Raw genomic sequence first — 25385 nt, forward strand, 5'->3', positions numbered from 1 at the left:
CTTTGACGGGGAATACTGGTGTGCTAGGGGGATCGAGGAGGATATATTCACCCAGGGGAAAACCCTCGATGAGCTCATGGAGAACCTCCGAGAGGCCGTTGAGCTTCATTTTGAGGAGGAAATCGAGGGGGGAGAGAATATTTCAAAAGGTGATCTTTGTGAGCCGTATAATTAAATCCCAGCTGGTAGAATACTCCCGTCTTGCCCACCAACGCGGTTTAACCGCCGCCTTCGGCGGGAACCTGAGCGTAAGGCTCGGGGACAGGGTTTTTATAAAAGCCACCGGTGTTGTTATGGACGAGATGAACGAGGCTCAGGTGGCTGTTATTGACATGAAGGGAAACCAGCTCTCGGGCGTAAGGCCCTCCTCGGAGTACCGCCTTCATCTGGCCGTTTACAGGAAGAGGCCCGACGTTAGGGCCATAGCCCACCTCCATCCGCCTTATTCGATAGCGGTCTCGGCCCTTTTGAGGGGCGAGCTTCCGATAATAACCCCCGAGGCGGAGCTCTACCTTGGGAAGATACCAATAGCTCCCTTCAGGCCCGCTGGAACCGAGGAGCTCGCCGAGGTGACTTCAGAGGCTCTGAGAAAAGCCGACGCGGTTATAATGGAGAGGCACGGTGTAGTCACCGTCGGCAGAACCCTAAGGGAGGCCTTTTACAAGGCCGAACTCGTCGAGGAGAGCGCGAAGCTTTGGTACCTGACTGAAAGACCTTGCGGAAAATGAGCGAAAAAATAAAGCTCACTTCACCTGCTCAAGGGCTCCGAGAACCTCCCAGATGATGGTTCTCGTGTGCATGGGCATGTTCGGGTCTTCGCTTATCTCCTCAAGGATTGCTATCGCATCAGCCGCCCTGACGGCGGGCTCCTTGCTCTCGTCGAGGAGAACCTCGATGGCCTGCTCGGCAGCTCTCCTAATGTTCCTCGGGACGACGGTGTCCTGGACGACCTGCTCCTTGAGAACCTGCACTATTTGCTGGATCAGCTCGTTGCTCATATTCTCACCTCCGACCTATTCTAAAAAATTGTTACTAAAATCTTCCCGGCTTATTTTAATCACTCCCAACTAAAAAGCTTTTCGGTTAATGTCGAAACCCGCTAAGGAGTCACCCGAAAAATCATCCTCCTGAGGAATTTCTCACCGTGAAAATTTTGGGCTGGAAGTTTAACAGATGGATAAAAGCAAATTTTTAAATGAATGCAGTCAATTTTCAGAACGGTGGTCATCGTGAGGGCAAAGTCCCCGTACGTCGCTGTTGTTTTGGTGGCCCTTCTGCTGGCGGTCGCCGCGAGCGGGTGCGTCAGCACAGGGGCAAAGGAGAAGGTTCTCGTTGTCGGAACCAGTGCGGACTTCCCGCCCTTCGAGTATAAGAACGCAAGCAACGGCCAGATTACGGGCTTCGACATAGACCTGATAAAGCTCATAGCCAAGAAGATGGGCTACGACAGGGTCGAGATAAAGGACATGGACTTCGACTCCCTCATCCCTGCCCTCCAGGCCGGCAAGGTTGACGTCGTCATAGCCGGAATGACCATAACGCCTGAGCGCGAAAAGGTCGTTGACTTCAGCATACCCTACTGGGAGGCTGATCAAGCCGTCCTCGTGAGGAAGGGCTCGGGGATAAAGGTCTCCTCTGTGGATGACCTCAAGGGCAAGAAGATAGGCGTTGAGAAGGGAACAACGGGGGCAATCTACGTCAAGAAGCACCTCGGCAACAGCTCGACGATAAAGGAGTACCCAACTTACGTTGCGGCCCTTGAAGCACTCCTCAACGGGCAGGTTGACGTGGTTGTGCTCGACAGCCCGGTCGCGAAGATGTTCTCCAAGAAGTACAGCGTTGAGATAGTCTACACCATAAAGACCGGCGAGCACTATGGAATAGCCGTCAAGAAGGGTAACAAGGAGCTCCTCGACGGGATAAACAAGGCCCTCAAGGAGATAATGAACTCCCCTGAGTGGGACAAGCTCGTCGAGAAGTACTTCGGTAGCTGATTCCCCTTTCCCTTTTCCGGAGGGTGCCGGCGTTGATAGGAACCGCGGTTTCTCTCGACGTTGCAATGAGGATGCTCCTCGAAGGGGCAAAGATGACCGTTATCCTTTCGGTTCTCTCGATAATCCTCGGCCTCCTCGTTGGGCTCCCCGTGGCGATAATGGAGACCTACGGGGGTAAGGTGCTGAGGTACATAGCTATGGTTTACGAGGGAACCCTCAGGGGGATTCCGCTCCTCGCGATATACATGGTGATATTCTTCTCCATACCCCTCCTGACTGGAATAGGCCTGCCGGCCTTCTGGGCGGCGGTTATAGGCCTCGGGATACGCTCTTCAGCCTACCAGTCCCAGATATTCAGGAGCACCATACAGGCCGTTGGCGAGGGGCAGATAGAGGCAGCTTACTCCCTCGGGATGTCCAAGTTGGAGACCCTCAGGTACGTTGTTCTGCCGCAGGCGATAAGGATGGCCGTTCCGGCGTGGATGAACGAATACGTCATAGTCCTGAAGGACACCTCGATAGCCCTCGCCATAGGCATAGTCGAGCTCACGAGGCAGGCCCAGTACCTCGTTTCGATAACAGGCGAGCCCTTCCGCTACTACGGTCTCGCCGCCTTCCTGTACCTGATAATGGTTCTCCCGCTCACCTATCTGGCGGGGGTTCTTGCGAAGAAGTATGGAATAAAGGGAACGGGGGGTGCCTCCAACGTCAGAATCTGACGTTCTGATAATTAGAAACCTGAAGAAGAGGTTCGGGGAAAAGACGGTTCTCGATGGGGTCTCTTTCAGCGTGAAGAGGGGCGAAACGAAGGTCATAATAGGGCCGAGCGGTGCCGGGAAGAGCACCCTCCTCAGGTGCATCAACAGGCTCGTCGAGCCCGATGAGGGGGAGATAATCTTCGACGGGATAAACGTCCTCTCGAAGGACGTGGACATAAGGAAAATCCGCGCGAGGATAGGCTTCGTCTTCCAGCACTTCAACCTCTTCAAGCACCTGACCGCGCTCGAAAACGTCAAGATAGGGCCCAAGGTGGTGAAGGGCCTGAGCGACGAGGAGGCCGAGAAGATAGCGGTCAAAGCTCTAAAGGCGGTTCACCTTGAGGAGGACGCCTTTGAGAAGTACCCGGCCGAGCTGAGCGGTGGACAGCAGCAGCGCGTAGCAATAGCGAGGGCCCTCGCGATGGAGCCCGACATAATACTCTTCGACGAGCCGACTTCCGCTTTAGACCCCCAGCTCGCGGGGGAGGTCTTGGACGTCATGAGGGAGCTCGCTAAGAAGAAGGTCACGATGCTGGTGGTTACGCACGAGATTGGCTTTGCCCTGAACGCTGCTGACGAGGTGCTCTTCTTCTACAACGGAAAGATCTGGGAGAGGGGAGAGCCGAGGGAGCTGCTCTACAACCCGAAGAAGGAGGAGACAAAGGCCTTCCTGAGAAGGATAGCAGATTTGTCACTGTGAGGTGGGAGGATGGACTACGGGTTCATAATCGGCCAGCTCGCCAAGGGGCTTGAAGTTACCCTTGAGCTAACGCTCCTCGGCTTCCTCGGGGGCTTTGCCCTGGGCTTTCTCTTGGCTATAGCGAGAACCTACGGGGGTGGCATAGCCAGAGCGCTGGCAGTGGCTTACATAGAGCTCATAAGGGGCACCCCAATGCTCCTCCAGCTCTACATAATCGGTTTCGGGTTACCCCTCCTCATAAGGCAGTACCTCCCGAACTTCGTCATGAACCCAACGATAGCGGCCCTCCTCGGGATAATGCTCAACAGCGCGGCTTATCAGGCCGAGTACATGAGGGGAGCCTTCAACTCGATAGAATCGGGCCAGATAGAGGCTGCACTCTCCCTCGGCATGACGAGGTGGCAAATAATAAGGCACGTCGTGTTTCCGCAGGCCTTCAGGATAATGCTCCCCAGCTGGACGAACGAGATGGTTTACCTCCTCAAGTACTCCTCGCTAGCCATGCTCCTCGCGGTTCCCGAGCTCATGTACATGGCGAGCGTCACCGCGTCGGAGACCTTCCTCTACGCCCAGATATACCTGATAGTCGCGGGGATTTACCTGGTCTTCGCGACGCTGATAATCCAGCTTATGCGCATTGTCGAGCTTAAAATCCACATCCCGGGGGTAACGACGATAAAGAGGTGATCAGTACTCCACGCCCCTCCTCGCTAGGACACCCCTCTGGTAGGGGTGCTTTACCTCCCTCATCTCCGTCACGTAGTCGGCCAACTCGAAGAGCTCTTCGGGGCAGTACCTCCCGGTGAGGACGAGCTCGGTGTGGGGAGCTTTCTTCCTTATCAGCTCCTTAACCTCACCCACGTCGAGCATGCCGAAGCTTAGGGCAACGCAGAGCTCGTCGAGGACGACCAAGTCCCACTCCCCACTTGATGCAACTTCCCTGGCCCTCTCAAGGGCCCGCTTTGCAGCTTCTATGTCTTCCTCGCTCGGCTTCCCGTGGACGAACTTGGGAAGGCCGTAGGACTCTATAACTGCCCCGCACTCCTCTATCTTAACCTGCTCTCCGTAAGCCCTGCCAGCCTTCAGGAACTGGATTATTATCACCTTTCCGCCAGAACCCAGCATCCTGACGGCCAATCCAAAGGCTGAAGTCGTTTTTCCCTTCCCGTTGCCGGTGTAGATGTGCACTAGGCCAAGTCTGTCTTTCCACGACATTTCCTTCACCGGGTGGATATAATCGCCAGGCTTTTTAGTGGTTTGGGTGAATTAACCCGAGAGCTCAATTCAGAGAGTCATCGTACTGGATAACCATTCTGTGGGTGGGTCAAACGCCCAAGAATCAGCAATTGGTCGATAAACCCTCTGGAACCAGAAAGGCACTTCATTTCCGCCAGCGCTGAAGCTTTTGGGAAAAGCTTCACTAAAAGTTTGTATCTCTCTTTAAAGCGAGAAATTCAAGTTGGTTTAACTTCTAAAACAAACCCTTTAATAGGAGAACTCTCTTTAAGGTCTCAACCGTGAGAAGTTTACTCTTCCTTTGACGCCCTTTGGGCGTCGATTTTAGGGGTAAACTCACTCTGCGGAGCAATTCGAAAAGTCCTCACTTCAAAAGGGCTGTTCAAGGGAAACCAACTTAGAATTTTGCTTTTTAGAAGGAGCTACGAACTTTGATTAAACTTCGCGCAGGCGAACAAACTTTGCGGAGCAAAGTTTGGTCAAAAGAGTGCCTTTCACATGAAAGGGCAAAGGGTCAGTCGTGCACTCTTCAAGGAGTAAGTTTTGAGGGGTTTAACATTAAATTGGCCTTTTCAGACAGTTTCAATTTTAATCCGCGCCTGAAGGGCGCCTTCTTGAGTGAAGCACTCACCAAAGGAGCTAGCGAGTAAAACCCTTTCAAAATCCGAACATTATGGAAAGGGCACTTTATTTTCCGCCAGCGCTTGCGAGGCAAGGGCTGTTGTGGTGGGCCCGCGGGGGTTCGAACCCCGGACCTCCGCCGTGTGAGGGCGGCGTCATAACCAGGCTAGACCACGGGCCCATCCCGGGAATAGTGGGAGGAAGCAAAAATATAAAGGTTTCGCTAGACCTCGCGCAGGATTTCCTCGGGGGCACCGGCAAACTCCACCAAATACTCCGCCTCGACGATGTGTAGCCTTCCGGGCACTATGAGAACGTGGGGCTGTCTCCCGAAGTCCTCCCCAATCATATCCTTCACGTAACCAGCCCTTATGGTGGGGTTCAGCGAACCCGCCCTGGCAAGAACTACCACTAGGGTCTCGGGCGTAAAGACGCCTTCCCCCTTCATCTCCTCGACCTTTTGGAGTATCTCCATGGCCTCGTTGGCCGTCATGTAGCGGTTCTGCTCGGCCTTTATGTCGAGGAACAGGAGTGTATGAAGGCCCCTCTCACGGTTTTCCCTTATTACATCGTAGTGGCTCGTGGGAAACCAGTTCTTCTCGGGATAGGCAACTGTGGCGCTCTTCCCGAACTTGTATATCTGGAGTCCCGTTACAGCCACCGCCGAGTAAATGCTGGGGGCGTGGATGACGTAGCTTTCCACTCCTGCCCTCTTCGCCCTTATCCTCAGGTCAGCGTGGGTCGTGGCAACCATAGGGTCACCGGCGGTGAGAAAGGCAACGTCCTTCTCCCTCGCCTCCGGAAGGACTATTTTCTCGAAGTTCAGCTCAACGTCCTCCCTTGTGAGTCTCTTTATCGGCTTCCCTATCAGTTCCTCAATCCTTTCTATCGTTGTCCCTGCCAGCAGGGAGGTGTAGAACTCGGCAAAGACCCTCTCGCATTTCTTCGCTATCTCAAGCCCCTTGAGAGTTATGTCCTTTTCATCGTGGAGGCCCAGTCCTATGAAGTAGAGCGCCATATCATCACCGTTCGGAGTTCTCCTAAAACTTTTAAGCCTTGGGAAAACTACTTAAAGGTTTTTGGCAAACCTAATGCAGGTGGGACCCGTGAAGATCAGCAAGAGGGAGGAGGAGTACCTGGAGGCGATGTACATCCTCCACAAGAACAAGGGCGTTATCCGCGTGAAGGACATAGCCAAGCTCATGAACGTCAAACCCCCGAGCGTCGTCGATGCCCTCAAAAAGCTCGCCGAGAAGGGCCTCGTCGAGTACGAGAAGTACGACAGGATTCTCCTGACGGAAGAGGGAAGGAAGGTGGCCGAGGAGACCTACTCCAAGCACGTCTTCCTCACCGAGTTCTTCATAGACATACTCGGCATCCCGCCGGAGATAGCCGAACACGACGCCTGCCAGTTTGAGCATTACGTCAGCGAGATAACCGTCCAGAGGATGAAGGAGTTCGCCAAGTTCATACAGGAGCAGTGCCCCTACGTCCTCAAGCAGTTCCTAAAGGAGAAGCTTGAAGAAAAAGAAAAGGGCTGACTCTTCTTCTTTCATCAGAAGACTCCTGCGAGGTAGGCGAAGTAGGCAACGAAGACCAGCGCTAGGGCGTACATGAGCGGGTGCACTTCCCTCCAGCGTCCGCTGAAGACCTTGAGCAGTGTGTAGCTTATGAAGCCAACGCCTATGCCGTCCGCTATCGAGTAGGTGTAGGGTATGGTTATGAGCACGAGGAAAGCCGGAAGTGCCTCTGTGTGATCGCTGAAGTCAACCTCCCTCAATGCTGTGAGCATGTAGTAGCCGACTATGACCAGTGCCGGAGCCGTTGCGAAGGAGGGTATCGCGCCCGCGAGCGGGGCTATGAAGAGGCCTATCGCGAGGAAGAGAAGGCCAGTGACGAGGGCTGTCATCCCGGTTCTTCCGCCCTCCTCTATTCCCGCGGCACTCTCGATGTAGGTCGTTACCGTTGAAGTTCCCAGGATGGCCCCAAAGGTCGTTCCTATCGCATCCGTGAGGAGAACTTTTTCAGCATCGGGGACCTTTCCGTCCTTTGTGAGGAAGCCCGCCTTGGCACTGAGCCCTGTTACCGTTCCAAGGGTGTCGAAGAAGTCCACCATAAAGAAGGCGAAGACAACTCCGAGTGCTCCGGCGTTGAGGAGGCCGTGGAGGTCCATTTTGAGGAAGGTGTAGCTTATGTCGGGAGTTGAGAGTATCTGCTTGGGCCAGGGTGCGAGGCCCGTTATCCACCCGAGGAAGGCAGTTGTGAGGATTGAGATGAGGAGCGCCCCCTTGATGCGCCTCGCTATGAGTATTCCCGTGAAGAACAGGCCGAAGAGAAAGAGCAAGATTGGCCCGGTCTTCAGTGCCGGGGCGTTGAGGCCGGTAAACTTCAGAACGCCGGTCTTGCTAACGACCGCTGAGAGAAGTCCAACGTCGTTGAGGCCTATTAGGGTGAGGAACAGGCCGATTCCGGCTCCGATGGCATATTTCTGGCTCCTCGGAATTGCGTGTATTACCGCGCTCCTGACCTTGGTGAGGGTGAGGGCTATGAATATCAGACCCTCTACAAAAACGGCCGCGAGGGCAACCTTCCAGCCGTACTTTGGGGCAACCGTGTAGGCGAAGTAAGCGTTGAGACCCATTCCAGGGGCAAGTGCAAAGGGCTTCTTGGCGTAGAGGCCCATCAGTATCGTTGTCAGACCAGCTGCCAGGGCCGTTACAGCCACGAGAGAGTTGAAGGCCTCCTTGCCGATTGCGTCGCTGAGTATGGCAGGGTTCACGAAGAGTATGTAGGCCATCGTCATGAAGGTCGTTACTCCAGCGAGGACCTCGGTTCTCATGTCCGTGCCGTACCTATCAAACTCGAAGTACCTCTCGAACCAGCCCATTGTATCACCCCGGGTTATCTTGACATTAACATGGCTATAAAACCAACTTATAAACCTTATCTTGACAAAAATAAGTCAAAAACGTGGGGGGAGAACAGCGTAGGACGTTACCTCCAGACCGACCCTCTCGGGCGGTCTTTCGGGGTCGAAGAAGAGCTCCCCTATAAAGCGCTCGGCCGTGATGGTGGTTCCTTCTATTCCCACCCTCAGCCTCGCCCTTCCCGGAAGGAGCTCGACCTCCAAGAGCTCTGCACTCTCACCGGGCTTTATGAGGACGTTTTCCGGCCTGAAGAAAACCCTGACGGTGCCTTTCCCTTCGACGTCAAAGCACAGCTCACCCAAGCAGGCCTTCCCGTCCCGGGCCTCAAGCTCAAGGATGTTGCCGGTTCCGAGGAAAGTGGCCACGAACTCCGTTTTGGGGTGATAGTAGAGCTCCAGCGGTTTCCCGACCTGCTCTATTGTCCCGACGTTCATGACGGCTATCCTATCGCTTATCGCCATTGCCTCCTCCTGATCGTGGGTGACGTAGAGGGCCGTTATCCCGAGCTCGCGCTGAATCCTCCTCACTTCACCCCTCAACCTCTCCCTTATCTTGGCGTCGAGGTTGCTCAACGGCTCATCAAGGAGGAGAACCTCCGGCTCGATGACGAGTGCCCTCGCGAGGGCAACCCTCTGCTGCTGTCCCCCGCTGAGCTGTTCCGGGTAGCGGTTCTCGAATCCCCTGAGGCCAACGAGTTCAAGGGTCTCCCTGACTTTCCTCTCTATCTCTGCCCTCGGGAGCTTTCTCATCTCAAGGCCGAAGGCGACGTTCTTGAAGACCGTCATGTGGGGGAATAGGGCGTAGTCCTGAAAGACTATCCCGATGCCCCTCTCGTAGGGGGGCAACTCGTTGACAACCCTGCCTCCGAAGAGAACCTCCCCCGAGTCCGGCCGTTCAAAACCCGCTATAACCCTCAGGGTAGTCGTCTTACCGCATCCGCTTGGCCCTAGGAGAGTGAGGAGCTCGCCGTCCCTGACCTTAAGGCTCTCTATACTCAGCCTGAAGTCCTCCCAGCGCTTTTCAATCCCCCTGAGTTCTACGCTCACCATACCTCCTCACCGACGCGCTCTATTATCATGAAGCTGAGTGCGGAAACGAGCATCAGGAGAACCGAGAGGGCCGATGCGCTCCCGAACTGTCTCGCCCCGATGAACTTGTAAACCGCTATCGTCATCGTCGTGTACTCCGGTGTGGCCAGCATATACGTCGCCCCCAGCTCGGCTATGCTCATCGCGAAGGCGAATATCGCCCCCACGACGAGCCCTCCGATGGCCAGGGGTAGTTCGACCCTGAGGAAGGCAGTGACCTCTCTGGCGCCGAGGCTGAGAGCTGCCTCGAAGAGGTTCCTCTTTATCTTCCCGAGGCTCGTCGATATTGCCCTCAGGACAAAGGGGTACGCTATGACAACGTGAGCTATGGCAACTATCCAGAAGGTGTAGTAGAGGGGGGTGCTGTGGAAGAAGCGGACGTAGGCGAGGCCTATCGTTATCGGGGAGCTGGCCAGGGGCAGCATAGCCAGAACGTCGAGAATCCTCTTTCCCCTGAACTCCCAGCGGTTGAGGGCGTAGGCTATCGGGAGGGCAACGAGGGTCGAAAAAACGACCGTTGCAAAGCCGAAGAGGAGGGAGTTCCTCACCGCGCCGAGCGTTGAAGTGCCGAACATCGGGTTATACGCGGTGGAGAAAACCCTGCGGTAGTTTTCGAGGCTGAGGTGGCCGTTGAAGACCAGCGAGTCGTAGAGAACGGCCAGAAGAGGGGCGACTATGAAGAGCAACACAACGAGGATGTAAAGGGCCATCCCGATGCCCCTCAGCCCGAGGAAGTCCCTGAGGGTGAGCCTTCTGGTTTCCCTCACCAGCTTCTGCTCCTCCCTCTTTGAGTAGGCCTCAAGGCTCTTGAGGTAGAGGTACATGAAAACTCCACTCAGGGCGATCTGGATGACGGCTAAAACCGCCCCGGTTTTGAAATCGAGGAGCGTCATGACGGAGGTGAATATGTCAACCTCAATGGTGGCGTAGCGGTAGCCCCCGAGGATGAGGGGTATCGAGAAGCTAAGGAAGCAGAAGACGAAGGTGAGCATGGCGGAGGCGAAGATGGCCGGGGAGATCAGGGGCAGTGTAACCCTCCAGAAGAGCCTCCACCCCCTCGCCCCGAGGGCCATGGCGGCTTCCTCGTAGTGGGGGTTCACCCTCTGCCAGAGCGCTGAAACCATCCTGACGACAACGGGGAAATTGTAGAAGGCGTGTGCCAAGAGGATGGCCTTCCATGTGTAGATGATGCCCGGGTCGTGGCCGATGAGGTTAGCTATAATCCCGTCCCTGCCGAAGAGAATTGTAAAGCCGAGGGCGACCATTATGCTCGGCATGACAAAGGGGACGGTGAGAATGGCCTTTACGGCCCTCTTCCCCGGGAAATCGTAGTTGGCGAAGAAGTAAGCCCCGGGCAGGCCGATTGCCAGGGTGAGCAGGGTAGAAGCGAGGGCCTGGGCTATGGTGAAGGCTATTACCCCCCTGTGGTAGCCGTTCTCAATAACGGAGATTACGCCGGTGAGAGTGAGCCCGTTTTCCCAGAGGCCCAGCTTGAGAACGCTGGCCATGGGGAGGTAGAAGAAGACCAGCAGGAAGGAAACCGGGATGAGGAGGAGCAGGTGGGCAATCCTAAACCTCATGGGCAAAACTCGGTTTTTGCAGTTTATAAGTGTTGATTGGCAAAGCCCTTAAGGACAGTGGTTAAACCCCTCCGGTGGTTCTATGAAGGCCCCTGATTTGGGAATAAGAATCGGCCTTCACGAGCACGGAAAGAGGAACTCCATAGCGGATCTGGGCGTTAGAGTTGGACACAAAACGCTGATGGAGGGAGAGAACATCAGAACGGGCGTTACCGTTCTTCTACCGCCCGTTGAAAACCCCTACCGCGAAAGGCTTTTCTCGGCTACCTTCATCATGAACGGCTTCTCAAAGCCCATAGGCTTCGTCCAGGTTGATGAACTGGGATACATCGAGACGCCCATCGCACTAACAAACACGCTGAGCGTCTACACCGTTGCGAACGCGATGGTTAAGCACATGATAGAGCTGAACCCGGATTTGAGGAGCGTCTCGCCCGTTGTGATGGAGTGCAACGACTCATACCTCAACGACATAAGGGCGATGAAAGTTGGTGAGGAGCACTACTTTGAGGCGCTCAAAAATGCCAAACTCGACTTCGAGGAGGGTTCCGTTGGAGCGGGAACGGGAATGAGCGCCTTCGAGTTCAAGGGCGGAATAGGCTCTTCCTCAAGGGTCGTCGAGATAGGCGGAGAGAACTACACGGTCGCTTCCCTCGTTTTGGCGAACTTCGGGAGGAGGGAGGATTTAACCACCGCCGGTGTTCCCGTCGGCCTCTACCTGAAGGACTACCCCGGCAGGGGCACCTCTGGAAGGGGGAGCATCTCGATTGTTGTAGCGACGGACGCCCCGTTAACTGCCAGAGGGTTGAAGAGGCTCGCGAAGAGGGCAATCGTTGGACTCGCGAGAACCGGGGGCTACGCCTACCACGGGAGCGGTGATGTTGTTTTAGCTTTCTCCACAGCTCAGACGGTTCCAGCCGGGAAAGAACCAGAGCTTGTGAGTTCTCTCCCAGACAATGCCCTGAGCGGGCTCTTCAGGGCGACCGCCGAGGCGACGGAAGAGGCGATAATCAACGCCCTCCTTCAGGCTAAAACCGTTGAAGGCAACGGGCACGTGAGGTATGCCCTCCCCGTTGGGAAAGTCCTTGAAATCCTTGGGAAGCATGGGTTAATTGAGAAAGCCTGATCAGGCCTTTATCTCCTCGTATTTCTTCTTCATAAGGAGCGCATCACCCTCGATGTTCGGGCTCTCGCTTATGACGACTCCCTTAACGCGGAACTCCTTGAGAACCCTCAGGAGGTCTTCCCAGTTCATGTCGCTCTCCTGGAGGTTGAGGTGCCTCCTCTCGCCCTTGTCGGTGTACTCTATACCGCTCACGTGGATGTGCATGTTGTCGAGAGCCTCTCTCCCGAGCCTGTCTTCTATAAGGGAGAGCATCTCGCGCCACTCCTCGGTGGAGTTGCACCTGCCTTTGTTCCTCGCGTGTGCGTGAGCGAAGTCTATCGTCGGGAGAACCATCTCAAGCTCCTCGCTGAGCTTGACTATCTCCTCCAAATCGCCGAACTGGGTGGGCTTCCCGGTAAGCTCGGGCCGTATCCAGACCTTAACGCCTTTGTCCATTAGTTCCCTCTGGACGTCCTTCAGGGCCTCAAGAACCCTCTGGTAAACGCTCTCCTTCGGCTGTTTGAGGTAGTAGCCTGCATGGAAAACCACGCTCCAGCCACCCGCTTGGTAGAGCCTCTCGGCGCTCTGGATAATCCTCCTTTTACTTGCCTCAACCTTGGCCTTCTCACTCGCGTTGAGGTTTATGTAGTAAGGCGCGTGGGCCGTAAGAAGGACGTCGTGCTTTTTGGCTACGTACTTTATCTTTTTCGCCAGCTCGGGCTTGAGGTTAACTCCTCGCACGAACTCAAGCTCCATCGCGTCTAAACCGAGGTTTCTGACGTGGACTATGCCGTCTATCGTTGAGCGCTTTGGAGTTGATAGGGGAATCCCGGCCGTGCCGAAGCGTAGCCTGTCAACCTTGAACATGCTCACCACCAGTCGAATTAGGGGAGCCTAACTTAAAAGGCTATCCCGATTTCAACACCTAGGAGCTCTTCGAGCTTCTTTTTCTCCCCCGCGATTTCCTCCTCCAAGTGGGCTCTCTTGCGCTCAAGCTTTTCCTTCATGGCCTTTTTCTCCCTGAGGTCTCTCTCAAGCTCCCTTATCTCCTCCTCAAGTGGCTTAATCTCCTCCAGAAGTTTCTCCCTCTCCCTTTCGAGGGCCTCGATTTCTTCCCTGAGGCTCTCCAGCCTCTCGACCTCCGCCGGCAGGTTCTCCAGGAGCCACTCGGCTGCCTTCTTCGCCTTCCCGTCGAGTCTGGGGTAAATGGAGCGTAGCAGGGAGAGAAACTCCACCGGCCTTTCGAGGGCAAGCCCGCTGTTCCTGGCAACTTCATCAGCGAGACCGCCGAGACGCATTCTCTTCAGGGGCTTTCCAAGCTTGGAGACCTTTGATCTTACCTCCATCTCTCTCCTACGCAACTCTCTCCTGAGGTTCTCAATTTCCTTCTCCGTTTCCCTGATCTCGGGAGATGCCATTCTGGACTCCAGCTCCTCCCTTTTCCTCCCTAGCTCTTCCGCGATTGCGCGGATTTCAGAATCCAGCTCCTCAATGCGGGAGGAAACATCCCTCAGCTCGGAAATGGCCTTTTCCAGCTCGACCTCGGGGAGGAGGAGAGAGGAAAGTTCCTCCACGTATCTGGCGTATCCCTCGCTCAGCTCCTTGAGGAGGGCGTTTATGGCGTAAACTTCCTTCTCGTAGAGCACCATCACGTGCCTGCCGTGGCTCACATGGAGTTTGCCCAGGTCGGGAAGCCTCTTGCCGAGTTCCTCGATGTCCTCTATGGACTCAAGGGCCCGCCTCAGAGCGGAGACGTAGGCCCTCCTCTCCGCCTCGACCCTCTGTAGGAGGCGCTCGTCTACTTTCTTGGGGGGCTTCTTTTTCTCCAAGGCCGAAATCTTCTTTAATATCTCCTTCTTTTTCCTTGAAAGCCAGCGGTTGTACTCTCCTCTGAGCTTCTCAGCCTTCTCTTTGCTCTCTTCACGCCTTCGCCTGTACTCCTTCAACGCCTTTTCCAGGCTCATCCTTTGCTCCTTCAACCTTCATCCATCCCCTAACCTTTCCTCTGAGGTAGACCCCAACTATGACGGAGAACGCGATGTCGAAGACCGCGAACAGCAGTTTCTGGAAGACGTCTATGTCCGATATGGTGAGTATCGAGAGTGCATACCTCGTCGTGAGGTCAACGGTGACCCAGAGGGCGGGCGTCATGAGGAGCGCCGATGTGCTGTACCAGATGTGAGGGTCCCTCTTGAGGTATGCCTGGAGAACCTTTCCCGCTATCATGACGCCGATTCCGATCGCAAGCGGGCCGGCCAGCGCGTTTAGGTAGATGAGCGTGGCGAGCAACGGCGTTCCGGGGTAGCTACCTATCAGCTCCAGCGAGTACCTCTCAAGGTTGAGGTAGGCGTTTATCGCACCGCTTATTATGATTAACAGGCCTGCAATCACAGAGAGGACTACGATGAACTGCTCAACGACCGCCCTCTTGATGCCCCTGAGTATCGCCCCGAAGTCCACGTTGAAGCCCTTGGCGAAGAATATCCCGCCGATCAGGAGGAGTATCGTCCCCGAGATTATTGTCGAGACTATCTTCTCGCTCTCCGGGTTCCAGACCCCGAAGAGCTTCGCGAGGCCGTAGAGAAGGGCCATGAGGCCGGGTATTCCAAAAACCACCTTGGCGACCTCGGGGTCACTGAGTATTTCCCTTGTGTACTTGACGATTATGTACCATGTGGTCTCTATCCCGGGGCTCTGCTTGACGACGACGCGACGGGAGCTTATTATAGGCACCTTGGAGGCAATTATCGGGAATATCTGCTCGTCCTCGGCGCCGTCCGTTACGGGTATAACCCCATCCGCCGGGAAGACCGTTAGAACCTCGTCGAGTTGTTTTGCTAGTTCCATGTCGCTCTTGATGCCGACCTTCGGGTGGCCTGTGATGAGGGCAACTTCGACGGCGTTGAACTCCCCCTTCTCCCTAAGCTCGTCCGCGAGCTTCACCGCGGCGTAAACGACGTTCGCGTCGCTGTCCTCGGGATCGGCCAGGCTGAGCTTTAGGGCCGCGTCTATGCAGGCTTCCCTGCCTATCACGGGGCCTTTAACGCCCGCCTTCCTGCCGAAGTCGTCGTCGCGGTCTATCGCCAGAACAAGAACCCTGATGTCAACCACCCCTCACCTTCTCCATTACGGATTTAACCTTGTCCTCCATACTCCGCTCCTTATCGCGCCTGTCGTCTATCCTTATCGTCGTCGAGACCCTCCTCGCACCCAGCCTGAACATCAGTTCGTGGGCCTCCTCAATAACATCGAGGGCCTCCCTCACCGTTGGAACCTCTATTATCGTTGACATAGGCGTCAGCTGATATTTAATACCCCTCCTCTCTAAAAGCTTTATCACCTCGGCAACGTACCTGCTGAGGCTCCTCTCCCCGAGGGGCACTATGACGAACTCCACAATGACCACCTTCGACACCCGTCTTATCTTCCTTCGGCGATGTTTTAAGGCTTGCGATACGTTAATAAACTAACCGGTGGTAAATTTAAGTGGTGGTGGCGATGTACAGGATAAAGGATGAGTGGGGCGAGTTCCTGGTCAGGCTCGCGAGGAAGGCCGTTGAGGAGTACGTGAGGCACGGGAAGGTTATAAAACCCCCAGCGGATACACCGCCCGAGCTGTGGGAGAAGATGGGCGTCTTCGTTACCCTGAACAGGCACAACGTTCCCCCCCAGATAGCCCTTCGTGGCTGCATAGGCTTCCCGCTCCCGATTTACCCGCTCGTCGAGGCGACGATAAAGGCGGCAATCTACGCCGCCCTTGACGACCCGCGCTTCCCGCCGGTGAGGGAGAGCGAGCTTGACGATATCGTCGTTGAGGTAAGCGTTCTGACGCCACCCGAGCCTATCGAGGGCCCGCCGGAGGAGAGGCCGAAGAAGATAAAGGTCGGCAGGGACGGCCTGCTCATCGAGAAGGGCATCTACTCGGGATTACTGCTCCCGCAGGTTCCTGTTGAGTGGGGCTGGGACGAGGAGGAGTTTTTAGCGCAAACATGCTGGAAGGCAGGCTTACCGCCCGACTGCTGGCTTGACTCGGACACTAAGGTTTACCGCTTCACAGCCGAGATATTCGAGGAGGAATATCCCCGAGGCCCCGTGAGGAGAAAGCCTCTGGTTTGAGGTGATAGGATGAGCCTCCCCTATTCATTGGCCCTTATTTTACTGGCTGGAGCACTTTATTACCGGCTTACGGAGAAGGCGATTGAAAAGTACAGGGAAGCGTGGATAGATGGGAGGGGCTTTGGCGTTCGCATCGTGGCATACACGGCGCTGTACTACCTGATTGCCCTCTACGCTGTTTGCCATGCCTAGCCCTTTCCCATCTTCGCTATAAAGAAGCTGTTGCAGTCGTGCCTGTGGGTCCAGGCGCGGAAGACCTTATCTCCAATCTCAAGGAATCCCCTGTCGCCCCAGCTGAACTCGTAGGGGACAAGCTCAAAGCCCACCTTATTGACCGCGAAGAGCACGTTTTCTTCGTCTTCATCGATTCTGATCGAGCATGTTGAGTACGTCATCTCGCCACCCTCGCGGAGGTTCTCGTAGGCGTTGCGGAGCATGTTCCTCTGGACGCTGATTATTCGCTTTATCTTCTCCTCGTTAAAGCGCCACTTCACCTCTGGGAACTGGCGGTAGGTTCCGGAGCTTGAACACGGCGCGTCGAGGATTATTTTGTCGAACTTGTCTTTATCCCTGAAGCTCTGCCCGTCGGCGTGGACGAGCTTGACGTTTTTAATCCCCAAAAGCTTCATCTTCTCCTTCATGCGCATGAGCCTGTCGTAGGAATAATCCACAGCAATTATCTCGCCCCTGTTCTCCATCAGCGATGCAGCATGGAAGGTCTTCGAGCCGGGGGCCGCAGCTAAATCGAGAACCCTCTCGCTCGGCTCTGGAGCCAGAACGTGGGCAACGTAGGCAGAGGCTAAATCCTGAATCACGAACTTGCCCCCTTTATACCAGTCGAGCCTCGTAACCGGCGTCTTGTATTCAAGAACCTTCAAAACGTCTGGAACCGGAGTTAGGGCCGTCCTTACACCGTTTTCCTCAAGGTAATCCCTGAGGGAATCAACATCCGTCTTCAGCGTGTTGGCCCTGACGTAGTAGCGCTGAGGTTTATTGTTGCTGAGAAGTAAGCGAACCGCCTCGTCGTAGCCGAAAAGCTCTATTACGTACTCTACGTACCAGCGCGGGTGGGAGAAGCGAACGCTCAGCCACTCTATTCTGTCCTTCTCCTTGAGCCTTTTTAGGGCCTTTTCGACGTCGAACTTCTCCACCGAGTGCATCAGCGCGTTGACGAATTTGGCGCGGGAGAAATCGAACTTTTCTTTAACCACGCGGATTATTGAGTCAGTCGCTATCGCGGGAGGAACCTTCCGGAAGTGCATCTCAAAGGTCCCTATCCTCAGAAGATTCGCGAGATAGGGGTCGAGGTCTTCAACGGTTGAGCCCTTCAAAACCGAGTTGATTATGAAGTCTATCTTTTTCCTCCACTTCTCTATCTCGAAGACGTACGCATGGGCCAAACCGCGCGCCTTCTCGCGGTCTTTTCCAGCGACTCGCTTAAAGACTCTCTCAAGCGCGTGCTTGGAAGATAATTCGCGCTCCTCAACGAGCATCAGCGCGTCCGCCACCACTTCCTGAAAGCTTGCCCTGTAAAACAGCTCCATGGGCGGGACTTGAAAAAGGAGGTTTAAAAAGGTGATGCACCCGAAACCCATCTGCAAAAACGATAAATATCAGCGTGAGAATGGACATATAGTGGTGTGTCAATGGGAATTGAGGTCGGAAAAGGGGGAATAAGGATTTCAAGGGAGCTCAGCGACTTGGACAGATTCGTTCTTGATGTTGTGCACTTCATAGAGAGGCATGCAAACTACGTGATAGTCAGAGGTTACGTAACCATACTCTTCGGCCGCTCGAGGGGTACGGAGGATGTAGACTTTGTAGTGGAGCGGGTATCTAAAGAGAGATTCGTGGCCATGTGCAGGGAGGCCCTGAACGCAGGTTTTGAGTTTTTAAATCCTGAAGACTGCGGAGGCCTCTACGAAATGCTTGAAGAGAAGATGGGGATCAGGATGGTCAGAAAGGGCGAGATAATACCTAACGCGGAAATCAAGTTTCCAAAGGATAGTTTTCATGAAGAGGCTTTAAAGAAGAGAATCCCCCTCAGGCTGAATGACGAAACCCTCTATATTTCCCCTATAGAACTTCAAATCGCCTACAAACTTTACCTTGGGAGCGATAAGGACATAGAAGACGCCGTTTTCCTATACGAGATGTTTAAGGACTACCTGAACTGGAGGGCTCTGGATGAGTACGCAAAGAGGCTCGGAGTTGAAGTCCCGTTCTAAACGTGATATGGAGGAAAGACTAGCCTTTATACGGCTCTACGTGAGAAAGCTGAAGGAGAACCCGGATGAGGTGTTCAGACAACAGGTCAAGCTCGTTAACTCCTTCCTGCAAGCCGCTAAAGACTTCCCGCTCACGAAGGAGGAGTACCTTAGGCTGAAGGGCGAGCTTAAGAAACGGCCAAAATCCTCCCGCTCTTCGCCAACGTCTTGAAGTGAGTCCGAGTGTCCTAGTGAGGTTTATTAGGATGCAGTCTTAAACTTCTCTTGGTGTTCCTCATGATCCTCGACACAGACTACATAACCGAGGATGGAAAGCCCGTTATAAGGATTTTCAAGAAAGAAAACGGTGAGTTCAAGATTGAATACGATAGAAACTTCGAGCCCTACTTCTACGCCCTCTTGAAGGACGACTCTGCAATTGAGGATGTCAAGAAGATAACAGCCAGCAGGCGCGGGACGGTTGTCAAGGTAAAGCGCGCCGAGAAGGTTGAGAAGAAGTTCCTCGGCAGGCCGATAGAGGTCTGGAAGCTCTACTTCACCCATCCCCAAGATGTCCCGGCAATCAGGGACAAGATAAGGGAACATCCTGCTGTCATAGACATCTACGAGTACGACATCCCCTTCGCGAAGCGCTACCTCATTGATAAGGGCCTCATCCCAATGGAGGGCGATGAGGAACTCAAAATGCTCGCCTTCGACATCGAGACGCTCTACCACGAGGGCGAGGAGTTCGCCGAAGGGCCTATCCTGATGATAAGCTACGCCGACGAGGAGGGGGCGCGCGTTATTACCTGGAAGAAGGTTGATTTGCCCTACGTTGACGTCGTCTCCACCGAGAGGGAGATGATAAAGCGCTTTCTGCGCGTTGTCAAGGAGAAGGACCCCGATGTGCTCATAACTTACAACGGCGACAACTTCGACTTCGCCTATCTGAAAAAGCGCTGTGAAAAGCTCGGCATCAACTTCACCCTCGGGAGGGACGGTAGCGAGCCGAAAATCCAGAGGATGGGCGACCGCTTCGCCGTTGAAGTCAAGGGAAGGATTCACTTCGACCTGTACCCCGTCATAAGGAGGACCATCAACTTACCAACCTACACCCTTGAGGCGGTCTATGAGGCCATCTTTGGGAAGCCGAAGGAGAAGGTCTACGCGGAGGAGATAGCACAGGCCTGGGAGAGCGGGGAAGGTTTGGAAAGGGTAGCCCGCTACTCGATGGAAGATGCCAAGGTAACTTTTGAGCTTGGAAAGGAGTTCTTCCCGATGGAGGCGCAACTTTCGAGGCTCATAGGCCAGAGCCTCTGGGATGTGTCGCGCTCAAGCACCGGAAACCTCGTCGAGTGGTTTCTCCTGAGAAAGGCCTACGAGAGGAACGAGCTTGCACCAAACAAGCCCGATGAGAGGGAGCTGGCGAGGAGAAGGGAGAGCTACGCGGGTGGATACGTCAAGGAACCAGAACGCGGATTATGGGCCAATATTGTGTATCTAGATTTTCGCTCTTTGTACCCCTCGATAATCATCACCCACAATGTTTCGCCGGATACGCTCAACAGGGAAGGCTGTAGGGAATACGACGTGGCACCACAGGTTGGACATAAGTTCTGCAAGGACTTTCCGGGATTCATTCCAAGCCTTCTCGGCGACCTTTTGGAGGAGAGGCAGAAGATAAAGAGGAAGATGAAGGCAACGATAGACCCCGTTGAGAGGAAGCTCCTCGATTACAGGCAGCGGGCTATCAAGATCCTGGCAAATAGTTTCTATGGTTACTACGGCTATGCGAAAGCACGTTGGTACTGCAGGGAGTGCGCCGAGAGCGTTACCGCTTGGGGCAGGGAATACATTGAGACCACGATAAGGGAGATAGAGGAGAAATTTGGCTTTAAAGTGCTTTACGCGGATAGCGTCACAGGAGACACCGAGGTTATCATCAGAAGAAACGGCAGGATTAAGTTCGTTCCAATCGAGAGACTCTTTGAGCGCGTTGATTACAGAGTTGGTGAGAAAGAATACTGCGTTCTCAGTGGGGTTGAGGCACTGACACTCGACAAGAGGGGTAGACTCGTTTGGAAGAAGGTTCCGTACGTCATGAGACACAGGACCGACAAAAAAATTTACCGCGTCTGGCTGACTAACAACTGGTATCTGGACGTTACAGAGGATCACTCGCTCATTGGCCACTTAGATGGAGAATACTTGGAGATAAAACCCGTTGATATTCTCAAAACTCCCGACATGAAACTGATAACCATTGCATCCCGCGAGTTGCAGGAGGTTGGGCTCAGAAATCCATCGAGGATTGAAGAAATCTCCTATGACGGATACGTCTATGACATTGAAGTTGAAGGAACTCACAGGTTCTTTGCCAACGGGATACTCGTTCACAACACCGACGGTTTTTTTGCCACAATTCCCGGAGCAGATGCCGAAACCGTCAAAAAGAAGGCCAGAGAGTTTCTAAAGTACATTAACGCCAAACTGCCCGGCCTGCTCGAACTCGAATACGAGGGCTTCTACAAGCGCGGTTTCTTCGTGACCAAGAAGAAGTACGCGGTTATAGACGAGGAGGACAAGATAACGACGCGCGGGCTTGAAATAGTCAGGCGTGACTGGAGCGAGATAGCGAAGGAGACTCAGGCGAGGGTTCTTGAGGCTATACTCAAGCACGGTGACGTCGAGGAGGCAGTTAGGATTGTCAAAGAGGTAACGGAGAAGCTGAGCAAGTACGAGGTTCCGCCCGAGAAGCTCGTCATCCACGAGCAGATAACCCGTGATCTGAAGGACTACAAGGCCACCGGACCGCATGTGGCCGTTGCAAAACGCCTCGCCGCGAGGGGAATAAAAATCCGGCCCGGGACGGTCATAAGCTACATCGTGCTCAAGGGCTCGGGAAGGATTGGAGATAGAGCAATACCCTTCGATGAATTCGACCCGACGAAGCACAAGTACGATGCAGAATACTACATCGAGAACCAAGTTCTGCCCGCTGTCGAGAGGATTCTTAAGGCCTTTGGTTACCGTAAGGAGGACTTACGCTACCAGAAGACGAGGCAGGTGGGGCTTGGCGCTTGGCTCGGAATGGGGAAGAAGTGAAAGATTTACTCGCCCTCTCCACTCCCCATTTTCTCCAGCACCTCCAAAATCCCTTCAACGCTCGGCACCTCAAAGCCCCTCTCGTGGATTCTCCTCACTCCTTCCGCTTCCGGATTTATCCAGACCGCCCATAGACCGGCCCTTAAAGCACCTTCGAAGTCTTCCGCCTTTGTGTCGCCGATGTGGATGGCCTCTTCGGGCTCAACGTTGAAGGCCTTGAGCGTTTTTTCGAACATCTCGGGCATCGGTTTGTACGCTAAAACCTCATCCGCGAAGAAGGTCTTGTCCACGTAGTCCATAAGGCCGAACCTCTCCAGCAGGAGCCTCGTGTATGAGCCGGGCCAGAACATGACGTTGCCCGTGACGGTAACCTTCAGTCCTTTCCTTTTGACGCCCTCCAGAGCTTTCTTGGCCCCGGGGAGGACTATTTCGTCGCCAACCTTCAGCACCGCCCTGGCAGAGGCCCTCTTGACGAGCTCAACATCAACCTCGAAGAGGCCCGCGAGGAGCTCCTGACTCTCCTCCAGCGCCCTGCGCGGGTTACCTTCGCCCCTGGCGCGCATGCCCTTCAGCGTTCCTCTCGCCAGCATTATTCCCTCGACCACGTCTACTATACAGACACCCATAAGCTTCGAGAGCTCGACCGCGAGTGCGTCGAGCATGACGTTTATGTCGAGGAGGGTATTCCAGACATCGAAGGACACCAGCTTCATCTCCTCCCCCTCCCCTCAGCCCATGCGAGGCGTTGGAGGCCCTCCATGAGGCCCGCTTCCCTGAGAATGGACTTCAGGTTTCTAAATCTGGAGCGCATGACGAAGAGCTCGTAGAAGCCCTCAAGGTTGCCCCAGTGGCCGTAGGCCGAGAGGGCTAGATACATAACTTCCTTCGGCTTCAGCTTTCTCCCGAGGCTCTCGTTGAGGGCCTTGATACCCGGCTTAATCCTCTCAAGGAGGCCTTCCCTCTCTATGAGGTGTAGCATGAGGTCTTCGACCGTCGGTTTCTTCCATTCTATGGTTTCATCCTCGAAGGGAAGGCCTATTATGAGTGGAACAACCTCTGTACCGCCCACGAGGTAGCCGAAGGCCGTTTTCTCGTGCCTGAAGTTCGAGAGCTTTCCCGTTATTGAAGCGACAGCGCTCTCCCTATCCTCGTCAACGTCAATGGCAACCCCTATTCTCTCGACAGAAAAGTTGAAAACCTCCATCGCCCTGAGAAAGTTTCCAAGGTTTCTTATGACCCCTGAGTTTCCCTCGCTCGGGATTACGGCAAGGAAAACGCCGTCGGATTCCCTCCTCAGCAGGTCGAAGTTATCCCGCTCAAAGACCCTCTCGACGAATCTCAACGCCCTTGGGGCTTTTCTGCTCTCCCTGAACTCGAAGAGTTTCTTAAACACGGCTTTGAAGAACTTTGCATCGGTCTTTCCCTCGACGAAGAGAACGCTTGTCCCTGCCTCCTCCCCAGAGAACCCTCCCCTGACGTCAAAGTCGAGGTATTTCCTGAGTTCGTAGACCTCCTTCAGGGTTAGGGCCTTCCCTGTGTCCGAGTATATCAGGACGTTATCCTCTCCCCTCCTGAAGCGCTCCGAGAGAAGGTCAACAACCTCAAGGCTTGAGGTCACGACTGTCTCGTCTCCCCTGAGGGAATCGGCAAAGTCTATCAGCTCGTCCCGGTTCTTTCTGTATTCCGGGAAGAGGACTGCCCTCTCGTCGGCAAACTCCTCAAACCTGTTTCCGGTTACAATCCTCATTCACTTCACCATGTCAACGGTTATCGCCCCTATAACGGCGAAGGTGCTTATTATGACGGTGGCGTTAACGAACTGCTCCCCTGTGAAGTTCGCTATGGAGTTTATACCGTAGAGGTATATGAGAAACGCCGAGACGGCGTAGGATATTGAAGCCACCGTCAGAAGCCTCTTGGGGACGTGGAACACCTCCTCGCGCTTTATGTTCCCTATACGTGATTTGGCGAGGAACAGGTAGGCGAGCAGGAGGGTGAGGAGGAATATTATGAGGGAGCGCTCGATGGAGATGTCCTTGGCCACGTCCCAGACCTCGCCGGTGAAGAGGAACGGAAGGGCAAAGGTCACCGCGCCGATTATCTCCTGGGCGATGTCGTCCCAGCCAAGTCTGTCGGGGAGCGATTTACTTTCCTCGGCCTTCCGCAGGCGTTCGAGTTCGAGGCCTATCTCCTCAAGCCTCTCCCGGATCTCTCCCATTTCCCCAACCTCTTGCTCAGGTATGGGGTTCATCATCCCGTCAGCATTGGATTCACTCATCATCGCGCTCTCCCTTTCTCGGGAAGGGTTATAAATGTTGACGCGGTCATATGATAAGGTGATAGCTATGAAAAAGTTTGCCGGGGCACTGGCCGTTCTCCTTTCGTTTCTGATGCTCTCCACTGCCGGCGCCGTTACCTTCAACTCCGCCAACACGGTGATAGTGCTACCCACAACCAAGGTCGTCAGCAACGTTCCGCTCCACATCAACGAGGACGCAATAGCGGGTTCGAGGCTCGGGGCCTTCCTCGTCCTCAAGGGAATCGTCACGAACCCCCACTATCAGACGGTAGAGGTTCCAGTTGAATACCACAGCATCCTCATCAAGGACGAGAACCAGAGCTACGTTCTGACTTCCAGGGACATGCCGGATCTCGGACTGCCCCTTGGGAGCCGGCCCATTGGAAAGACAATCGTTCTGAGGGTCAACTTCGACAGGGTGAGGTACAACTCCACGAAGCACATGGCCGAGTTCATGGACAGAAGCGTTGAGATAGTCTTCAACGAGAACACCACCCCCCTCAACATTGGGGGCAACTACAGGGTCGTCTACAACACCGTCAACGGGACAGATTACATGTACTTCTATTCCTATCAGTCCGGCGACGGGAACATGAGCTCCATAGGTGACACGATAACTTTTGGTAGCTGGAGCATACACTTCATAGACATAAACATCAACCAGAGTAGCGCCCTTGTCGAGGTCAGCTATCCGAGCGGTGTGCTCAAGCTCAAGCCCATGCTCAAGGGCAAGTACTACCTGATGTACCTCGACGCCAAGGGCAACGAGGATTACGAGGAATACGACACCTATCCGAGCGTCAGGATTAACGAGCTCCTCAAGAACGGAGTCGTCCAGATGGTCGTCTTTACCCCAACGAGCTTCTTCATAGGCGTCAACGAGATAAAGTCCGTCATCTACAGCTACTGGTTCTACGAGAAGGAGAGGGAGTACCACGACGGTGAGGTCTACAGCGGGCAGTGGGTGTGGGACATAGACCCGCAGGACAACCTCTACGTGCTGTACCTCCACGTGAAGGCCAACACTACCTTTGAGCCGGTGTTCATAGGTTCGGGCGCGCGCCTTGAAATACCTATACAGTCCTGGGGCCTCTCTATAGTCCCGGTCTTCAACAGGACGAAGAACGGTGGCGTCATAGTTGGCGTCCTCGGCTACCGCTTCGTCAGAACAGTTATGCTCAAGAAGAGGGTGAAAGTCGACGTCCCAACGGTCGTGGCTACAAACGACGTCAACAGTTTCATAATCAACGATACGGCCCTTCAGAAGCTCCCAAGCGACAAGAATGTCATAATCATCGGTGGTTGGGTCAGCAACAAGGCCTGGAAACTTTTAGAGGGAGTTTACGGCTCGGCAAAGATAAACGAGCTGAAGAACGAGCTTGAGAGCAAGGGCTACATAGTGGCTGAGCTCCCGAACCCCTACAACGCCAGCTACAAGGTCGTAATACTGGCCGGTAAGACCTACCGCGAGACGGCTAAGGCCGTAGAAGAGTTCATGGAGGGCATTTGAGCCCCTTATTTTATCCCCTTATTTTAGCTCGAAGGGTGAATTTCGCCCTGAGTAATTCTTTTTTACTGATAAATTTTTTGGTTCACCAGTGCAAGGAAACAAGGGAAAGGTTATAAGCCGACCCTCGGTTTAGGCT

At 54.4% G+C, this 25385-nt stretch carries 27 protein-coding genes and 1 tRNA gene; 13 read left to right on the top strand and 15 right to left on the bottom strand.

Annotation, left to right across the window (positions count from 1 at the left end):
• The first annotated feature begins 158 nt into the window (after window positions 1-158).
• Window positions 159-728, top strand: coding sequence for an aldolase (locus MVC73_RS01800; RefSeq protein ID WP_297506326.1), 570 nt, complete (start codon window positions 159-161; stop codon window positions 726-728).
• A 15-nt stretch (window positions 729-743) separates the two neighbouring features.
• Here the strand turns inward: MVC73_RS01800 and MVC73_RS01805 are convergent, their stop codons facing one another.
• Window positions 744-998, bottom strand: coding sequence for a UPF0147 family protein (locus tag MVC73_RS01805; protein ID WP_297506328.1), 255 nt, complete (start codon window positions 996-998; stop codon window positions 744-746).
• 201 nt (window positions 999-1199) lie between these two features.
• Here MVC73_RS01805 and MVC73_RS01810 point away from each other — a divergent pair, with 201 nt between their 5' ends.
• From MVC73_RS01810 to MVC73_RS01825, 4 genes are read left to right on the top strand one after another with little or no spacing between them, the layout of a single operon-like run.
• Complete coding sequence (locus MVC73_RS01810) at window positions 1200-1994, top strand: basic amino acid ABC transporter substrate-binding protein (protein ID WP_297506329.1); 795 nt, start codon at window positions 1200-1202, stop codon at window positions 1992-1994.
• Window positions 1995-2026: 32 nt separating this feature from the next.
• Window positions 2027-2713: an amino acid ABC transporter permease gene (locus tag MVC73_RS01815; protein WP_297506331.1), complete on the top strand. Its 687-nt coding sequence runs from the start codon at window positions 2027-2029 to the stop codon at window positions 2711-2713.
• Window positions 2691-3452 (top strand): amino acid ABC transporter ATP-binding protein, encoded by a 762-nt coding sequence (locus MVC73_RS01820; protein ID WP_297506333.1) that lies wholly within the window; start codon window positions 2691-2693, stop codon window positions 3450-3452. Before MVC73_RS01815 ends, MVC73_RS01820 begins: the two co-directional genes overlap by 23 nt.
• 9 nt (window positions 3453-3461) lie before the next feature.
• On the top strand, window positions 3462-4139 hold the full coding sequence (locus MVC73_RS01825) for an amino acid ABC transporter permease (protein WP_297064154.1): 678 nt from the start codon (window positions 3462-3464) through the stop codon (window positions 4137-4139).
• Here MVC73_RS01825 and cobO read toward each other — a convergent pair whose 3' ends face one another.
• The 3 genes from cobO to dph5 form a co-directional block, all read right to left on the bottom strand.
• Complete coding sequence (cobO, locus tag MVC73_RS01830; RefSeq protein ID WP_297506412.1) at window positions 4140-4667, bottom strand: cob(I)yrinic acid a,c-diamide adenosyltransferase; 528 nt, start codon at window positions 4665-4667, stop codon at window positions 4140-4142.
• A 745-nt stretch (window positions 4668-5412) separates the two neighbouring features.
• Window positions 5413-5490, bottom strand: a tRNA-Val gene (locus MVC73_RS01835).
• A gap of 42 nt (window positions 5491-5532) precedes the next feature.
• Window positions 5533-6327 (bottom strand): diphthine synthase, encoded by a 795-nt coding sequence (dph5, locus tag MVC73_RS01840; RefSeq protein ID WP_297506335.1) that lies wholly within the window; start codon window positions 6325-6327, stop codon window positions 5533-5535.
• 88 nt (window positions 6328-6415) lie between these two features.
• Between dph5 and MVC73_RS01845 the strand changes: the two genes are divergently transcribed.
• Window positions 6416-6850, top strand: coding sequence for a metal-dependent transcriptional regulator (locus MVC73_RS01845; protein WP_297506414.1), 435 nt, complete (start codon window positions 6416-6418; stop codon window positions 6848-6850).
• A 14-nt stretch (window positions 6851-6864) separates the two neighbouring features.
• On the opposite strand, the gene MVC73_RS01850 is transcribed toward MVC73_RS01845, so the two are convergent.
• From MVC73_RS01850 to MVC73_RS01860, 3 genes are all read right to left on the bottom strand, one after another.
• Window positions 6865-8196, bottom strand: coding sequence for an NCS2 family permease (locus tag MVC73_RS01850; protein ID WP_297506337.1), 1332 nt, complete (start codon window positions 8194-8196; stop codon window positions 6865-6867).
• Between the two features lie 75 nt (window positions 8197-8271).
• The gene (locus tag MVC73_RS01855) at window positions 8272-9285 is read right to left on the bottom strand and encodes an ABC transporter ATP-binding protein (protein ID WP_297506339.1); all 1014 of its coding nucleotides are present in this window, start codon (window positions 9283-9285) and stop codon (window positions 8272-8274) included.
• Window positions 9279-10904: an iron ABC transporter permease gene (locus MVC73_RS01860; RefSeq protein ID WP_297506341.1), complete on the bottom strand. Its 1626-nt coding sequence runs from the start codon at window positions 10902-10904 to the stop codon at window positions 9279-9281. Before MVC73_RS01860 ends, MVC73_RS01855 begins: the two co-directional genes overlap by 7 nt.
• A gap of 82 nt (window positions 10905-10986) precedes the next feature.
• Here MVC73_RS01860 and MVC73_RS01865 point away from each other — a divergent pair, with 82 nt between their 5' ends.
• Window positions 10987-12030: a P1 family peptidase gene (locus tag MVC73_RS01865; RefSeq protein WP_297506343.1), complete on the top strand. Its 1044-nt coding sequence runs from the start codon at window positions 10987-10989 to the stop codon at window positions 12028-12030.
• Here MVC73_RS01865 and MVC73_RS01870 read toward each other — a convergent pair whose 3' ends face one another.
• The 4 genes from MVC73_RS01870 to MVC73_RS01885 are packed head-to-tail and all read right to left on the bottom strand — an operon-like array spanning window position 12031 to window position 15415.
• A complete protein-coding gene (locus MVC73_RS01870; RefSeq protein WP_297506416.1) occupies window positions 12031-12876 on the bottom strand; it encodes a deoxyribonuclease IV in 846 nt (281 codons plus the stop codon).
• 32 nt (window positions 12877-12908) lie between these two features.
• Entirely contained in the window at window positions 12909-13973 is a 1065-nt protein-coding gene (locus MVC73_RS01875; protein WP_297506345.1) for a hypothetical protein, read from the bottom strand.
• Complete coding sequence (locus MVC73_RS01880; RefSeq protein ID WP_297506347.1) at window positions 13930-15120, bottom strand: DUF373 family protein; 1191 nt, start codon at window positions 15118-15120, stop codon at window positions 13930-13932. Before MVC73_RS01880 ends, MVC73_RS01875 begins: the two co-directional genes overlap by 44 nt.
• Complete coding sequence (locus tag MVC73_RS01885) at window positions 15113-15415, bottom strand: MTH1187 family thiamine-binding protein (RefSeq protein WP_297506418.1); 303 nt, start codon at window positions 15413-15415, stop codon at window positions 15113-15115. The genes MVC73_RS01880 and MVC73_RS01885 overlap by 8 nt, the downstream gene beginning before the upstream one ends.
• Before the next feature lie 92 nt (window positions 15416-15507).
• Between MVC73_RS01885 and MVC73_RS01890 the strand changes: the two genes are divergently transcribed.
• The gene (locus MVC73_RS01890; RefSeq protein WP_297506420.1) at window positions 15508-16125 is read left to right on the top strand and encodes a TIGR00296 family protein; all 618 of its coding nucleotides are present in this window, start codon (window positions 15508-15510) and stop codon (window positions 16123-16125) included.
• Window positions 16126-16134: 9 nt separating this feature from the next.
• Entirely contained in the window at window positions 16135-16317 is a 183-nt protein-coding gene (locus MVC73_RS01895) for a hypothetical protein (protein WP_297506349.1), read from the top strand.
• Here the strand turns inward: MVC73_RS01895 and MVC73_RS01900 are convergent.
• Window positions 16314-17669, bottom strand: a complete 1356-nt coding sequence (locus MVC73_RS01900; RefSeq protein WP_297506351.1) for an RsmB/NOP family class I SAM-dependent RNA methyltransferase — start codon at window positions 17667-17669, stop codon at window positions 16314-16316. The two genes, MVC73_RS01895 and MVC73_RS01900, sit on opposite strands and share 4 nt — an antisense overlap.
• Window positions 17670-17771: 102 nt before the next feature.
• On the opposite strand from MVC73_RS01900, the gene MVC73_RS01905 reads away from it, so the two are divergent.
• From MVC73_RS01905 to MVC73_RS01915, 3 genes are all read left to right on the top strand, one after another.
• Complete coding sequence (locus tag MVC73_RS01905; protein ID WP_297506353.1) at window positions 17772-18353, top strand: hypothetical protein; 582 nt, start codon at window positions 17772-17774, stop codon at window positions 18351-18353.
• 7 nt (window positions 18354-18360) lie between these two features.
• Window positions 18361-18564, top strand: coding sequence for a hypothetical protein (locus MVC73_RS01910; protein WP_297506355.1), 204 nt, complete (start codon window positions 18361-18363; stop codon window positions 18562-18564).
• 65 nt (window positions 18565-18629) lie between these two features.
• Window positions 18630-21440 (top strand): DNA polymerase domain-containing protein, encoded by a 2811-nt coding sequence (locus MVC73_RS01915; protein ID WP_297506422.1) that lies wholly within the window; start codon window positions 18630-18632, stop codon window positions 21438-21440.
• Window positions 21441-21445: 5 nt separating this feature from the next.
• Here MVC73_RS01915 and MVC73_RS01920 read toward each other — a convergent pair whose 3' ends face one another.
• From MVC73_RS01920 to MVC73_RS01930, 3 genes are read right to left on the bottom strand one after another with little or no spacing between them, the layout of a single operon-like run.
• Window positions 21446-22153, bottom strand: coding sequence for an HAD family hydrolase (locus tag MVC73_RS01920; protein ID WP_297506357.1), 708 nt, complete (start codon window positions 22151-22153; stop codon window positions 21446-21448).
• Complete coding sequence (locus MVC73_RS01925; RefSeq protein WP_297506359.1) at window positions 22150-23187, bottom strand: DUF3226 domain-containing protein; 1038 nt, start codon at window positions 23185-23187, stop codon at window positions 22150-22152. The genes MVC73_RS01920 and MVC73_RS01925 overlap by 4 nt, the downstream gene beginning before the upstream one ends.
• Window positions 23188-23658, bottom strand: a complete 471-nt coding sequence (locus tag MVC73_RS01930; RefSeq protein ID WP_297506360.1) for a DUF2391 family protein — start codon at window positions 23656-23658, stop codon at window positions 23188-23190.
• Between the two features lie 127 nt (window positions 23659-23785).
• On the opposite strand from MVC73_RS01930, the gene MVC73_RS01935 reads away from it, so the two are divergent.
• Window positions 23786-25249, top strand: a complete 1464-nt coding sequence (locus MVC73_RS01935) for an S-layer protein (protein ID WP_297506424.1) — start codon at window positions 23786-23788, stop codon at window positions 25247-25249.
• Window positions 25250-25385 lie beyond the last annotated feature (136 nt).

Origin of the sequence: Thermococcus sp., assembly GCF_027052235.1 — an archaeon.
Lineage (GTDB): Archaea > Methanobacteriota_B > Thermococci > Thermococcales > Thermococcaceae > Thermococcus.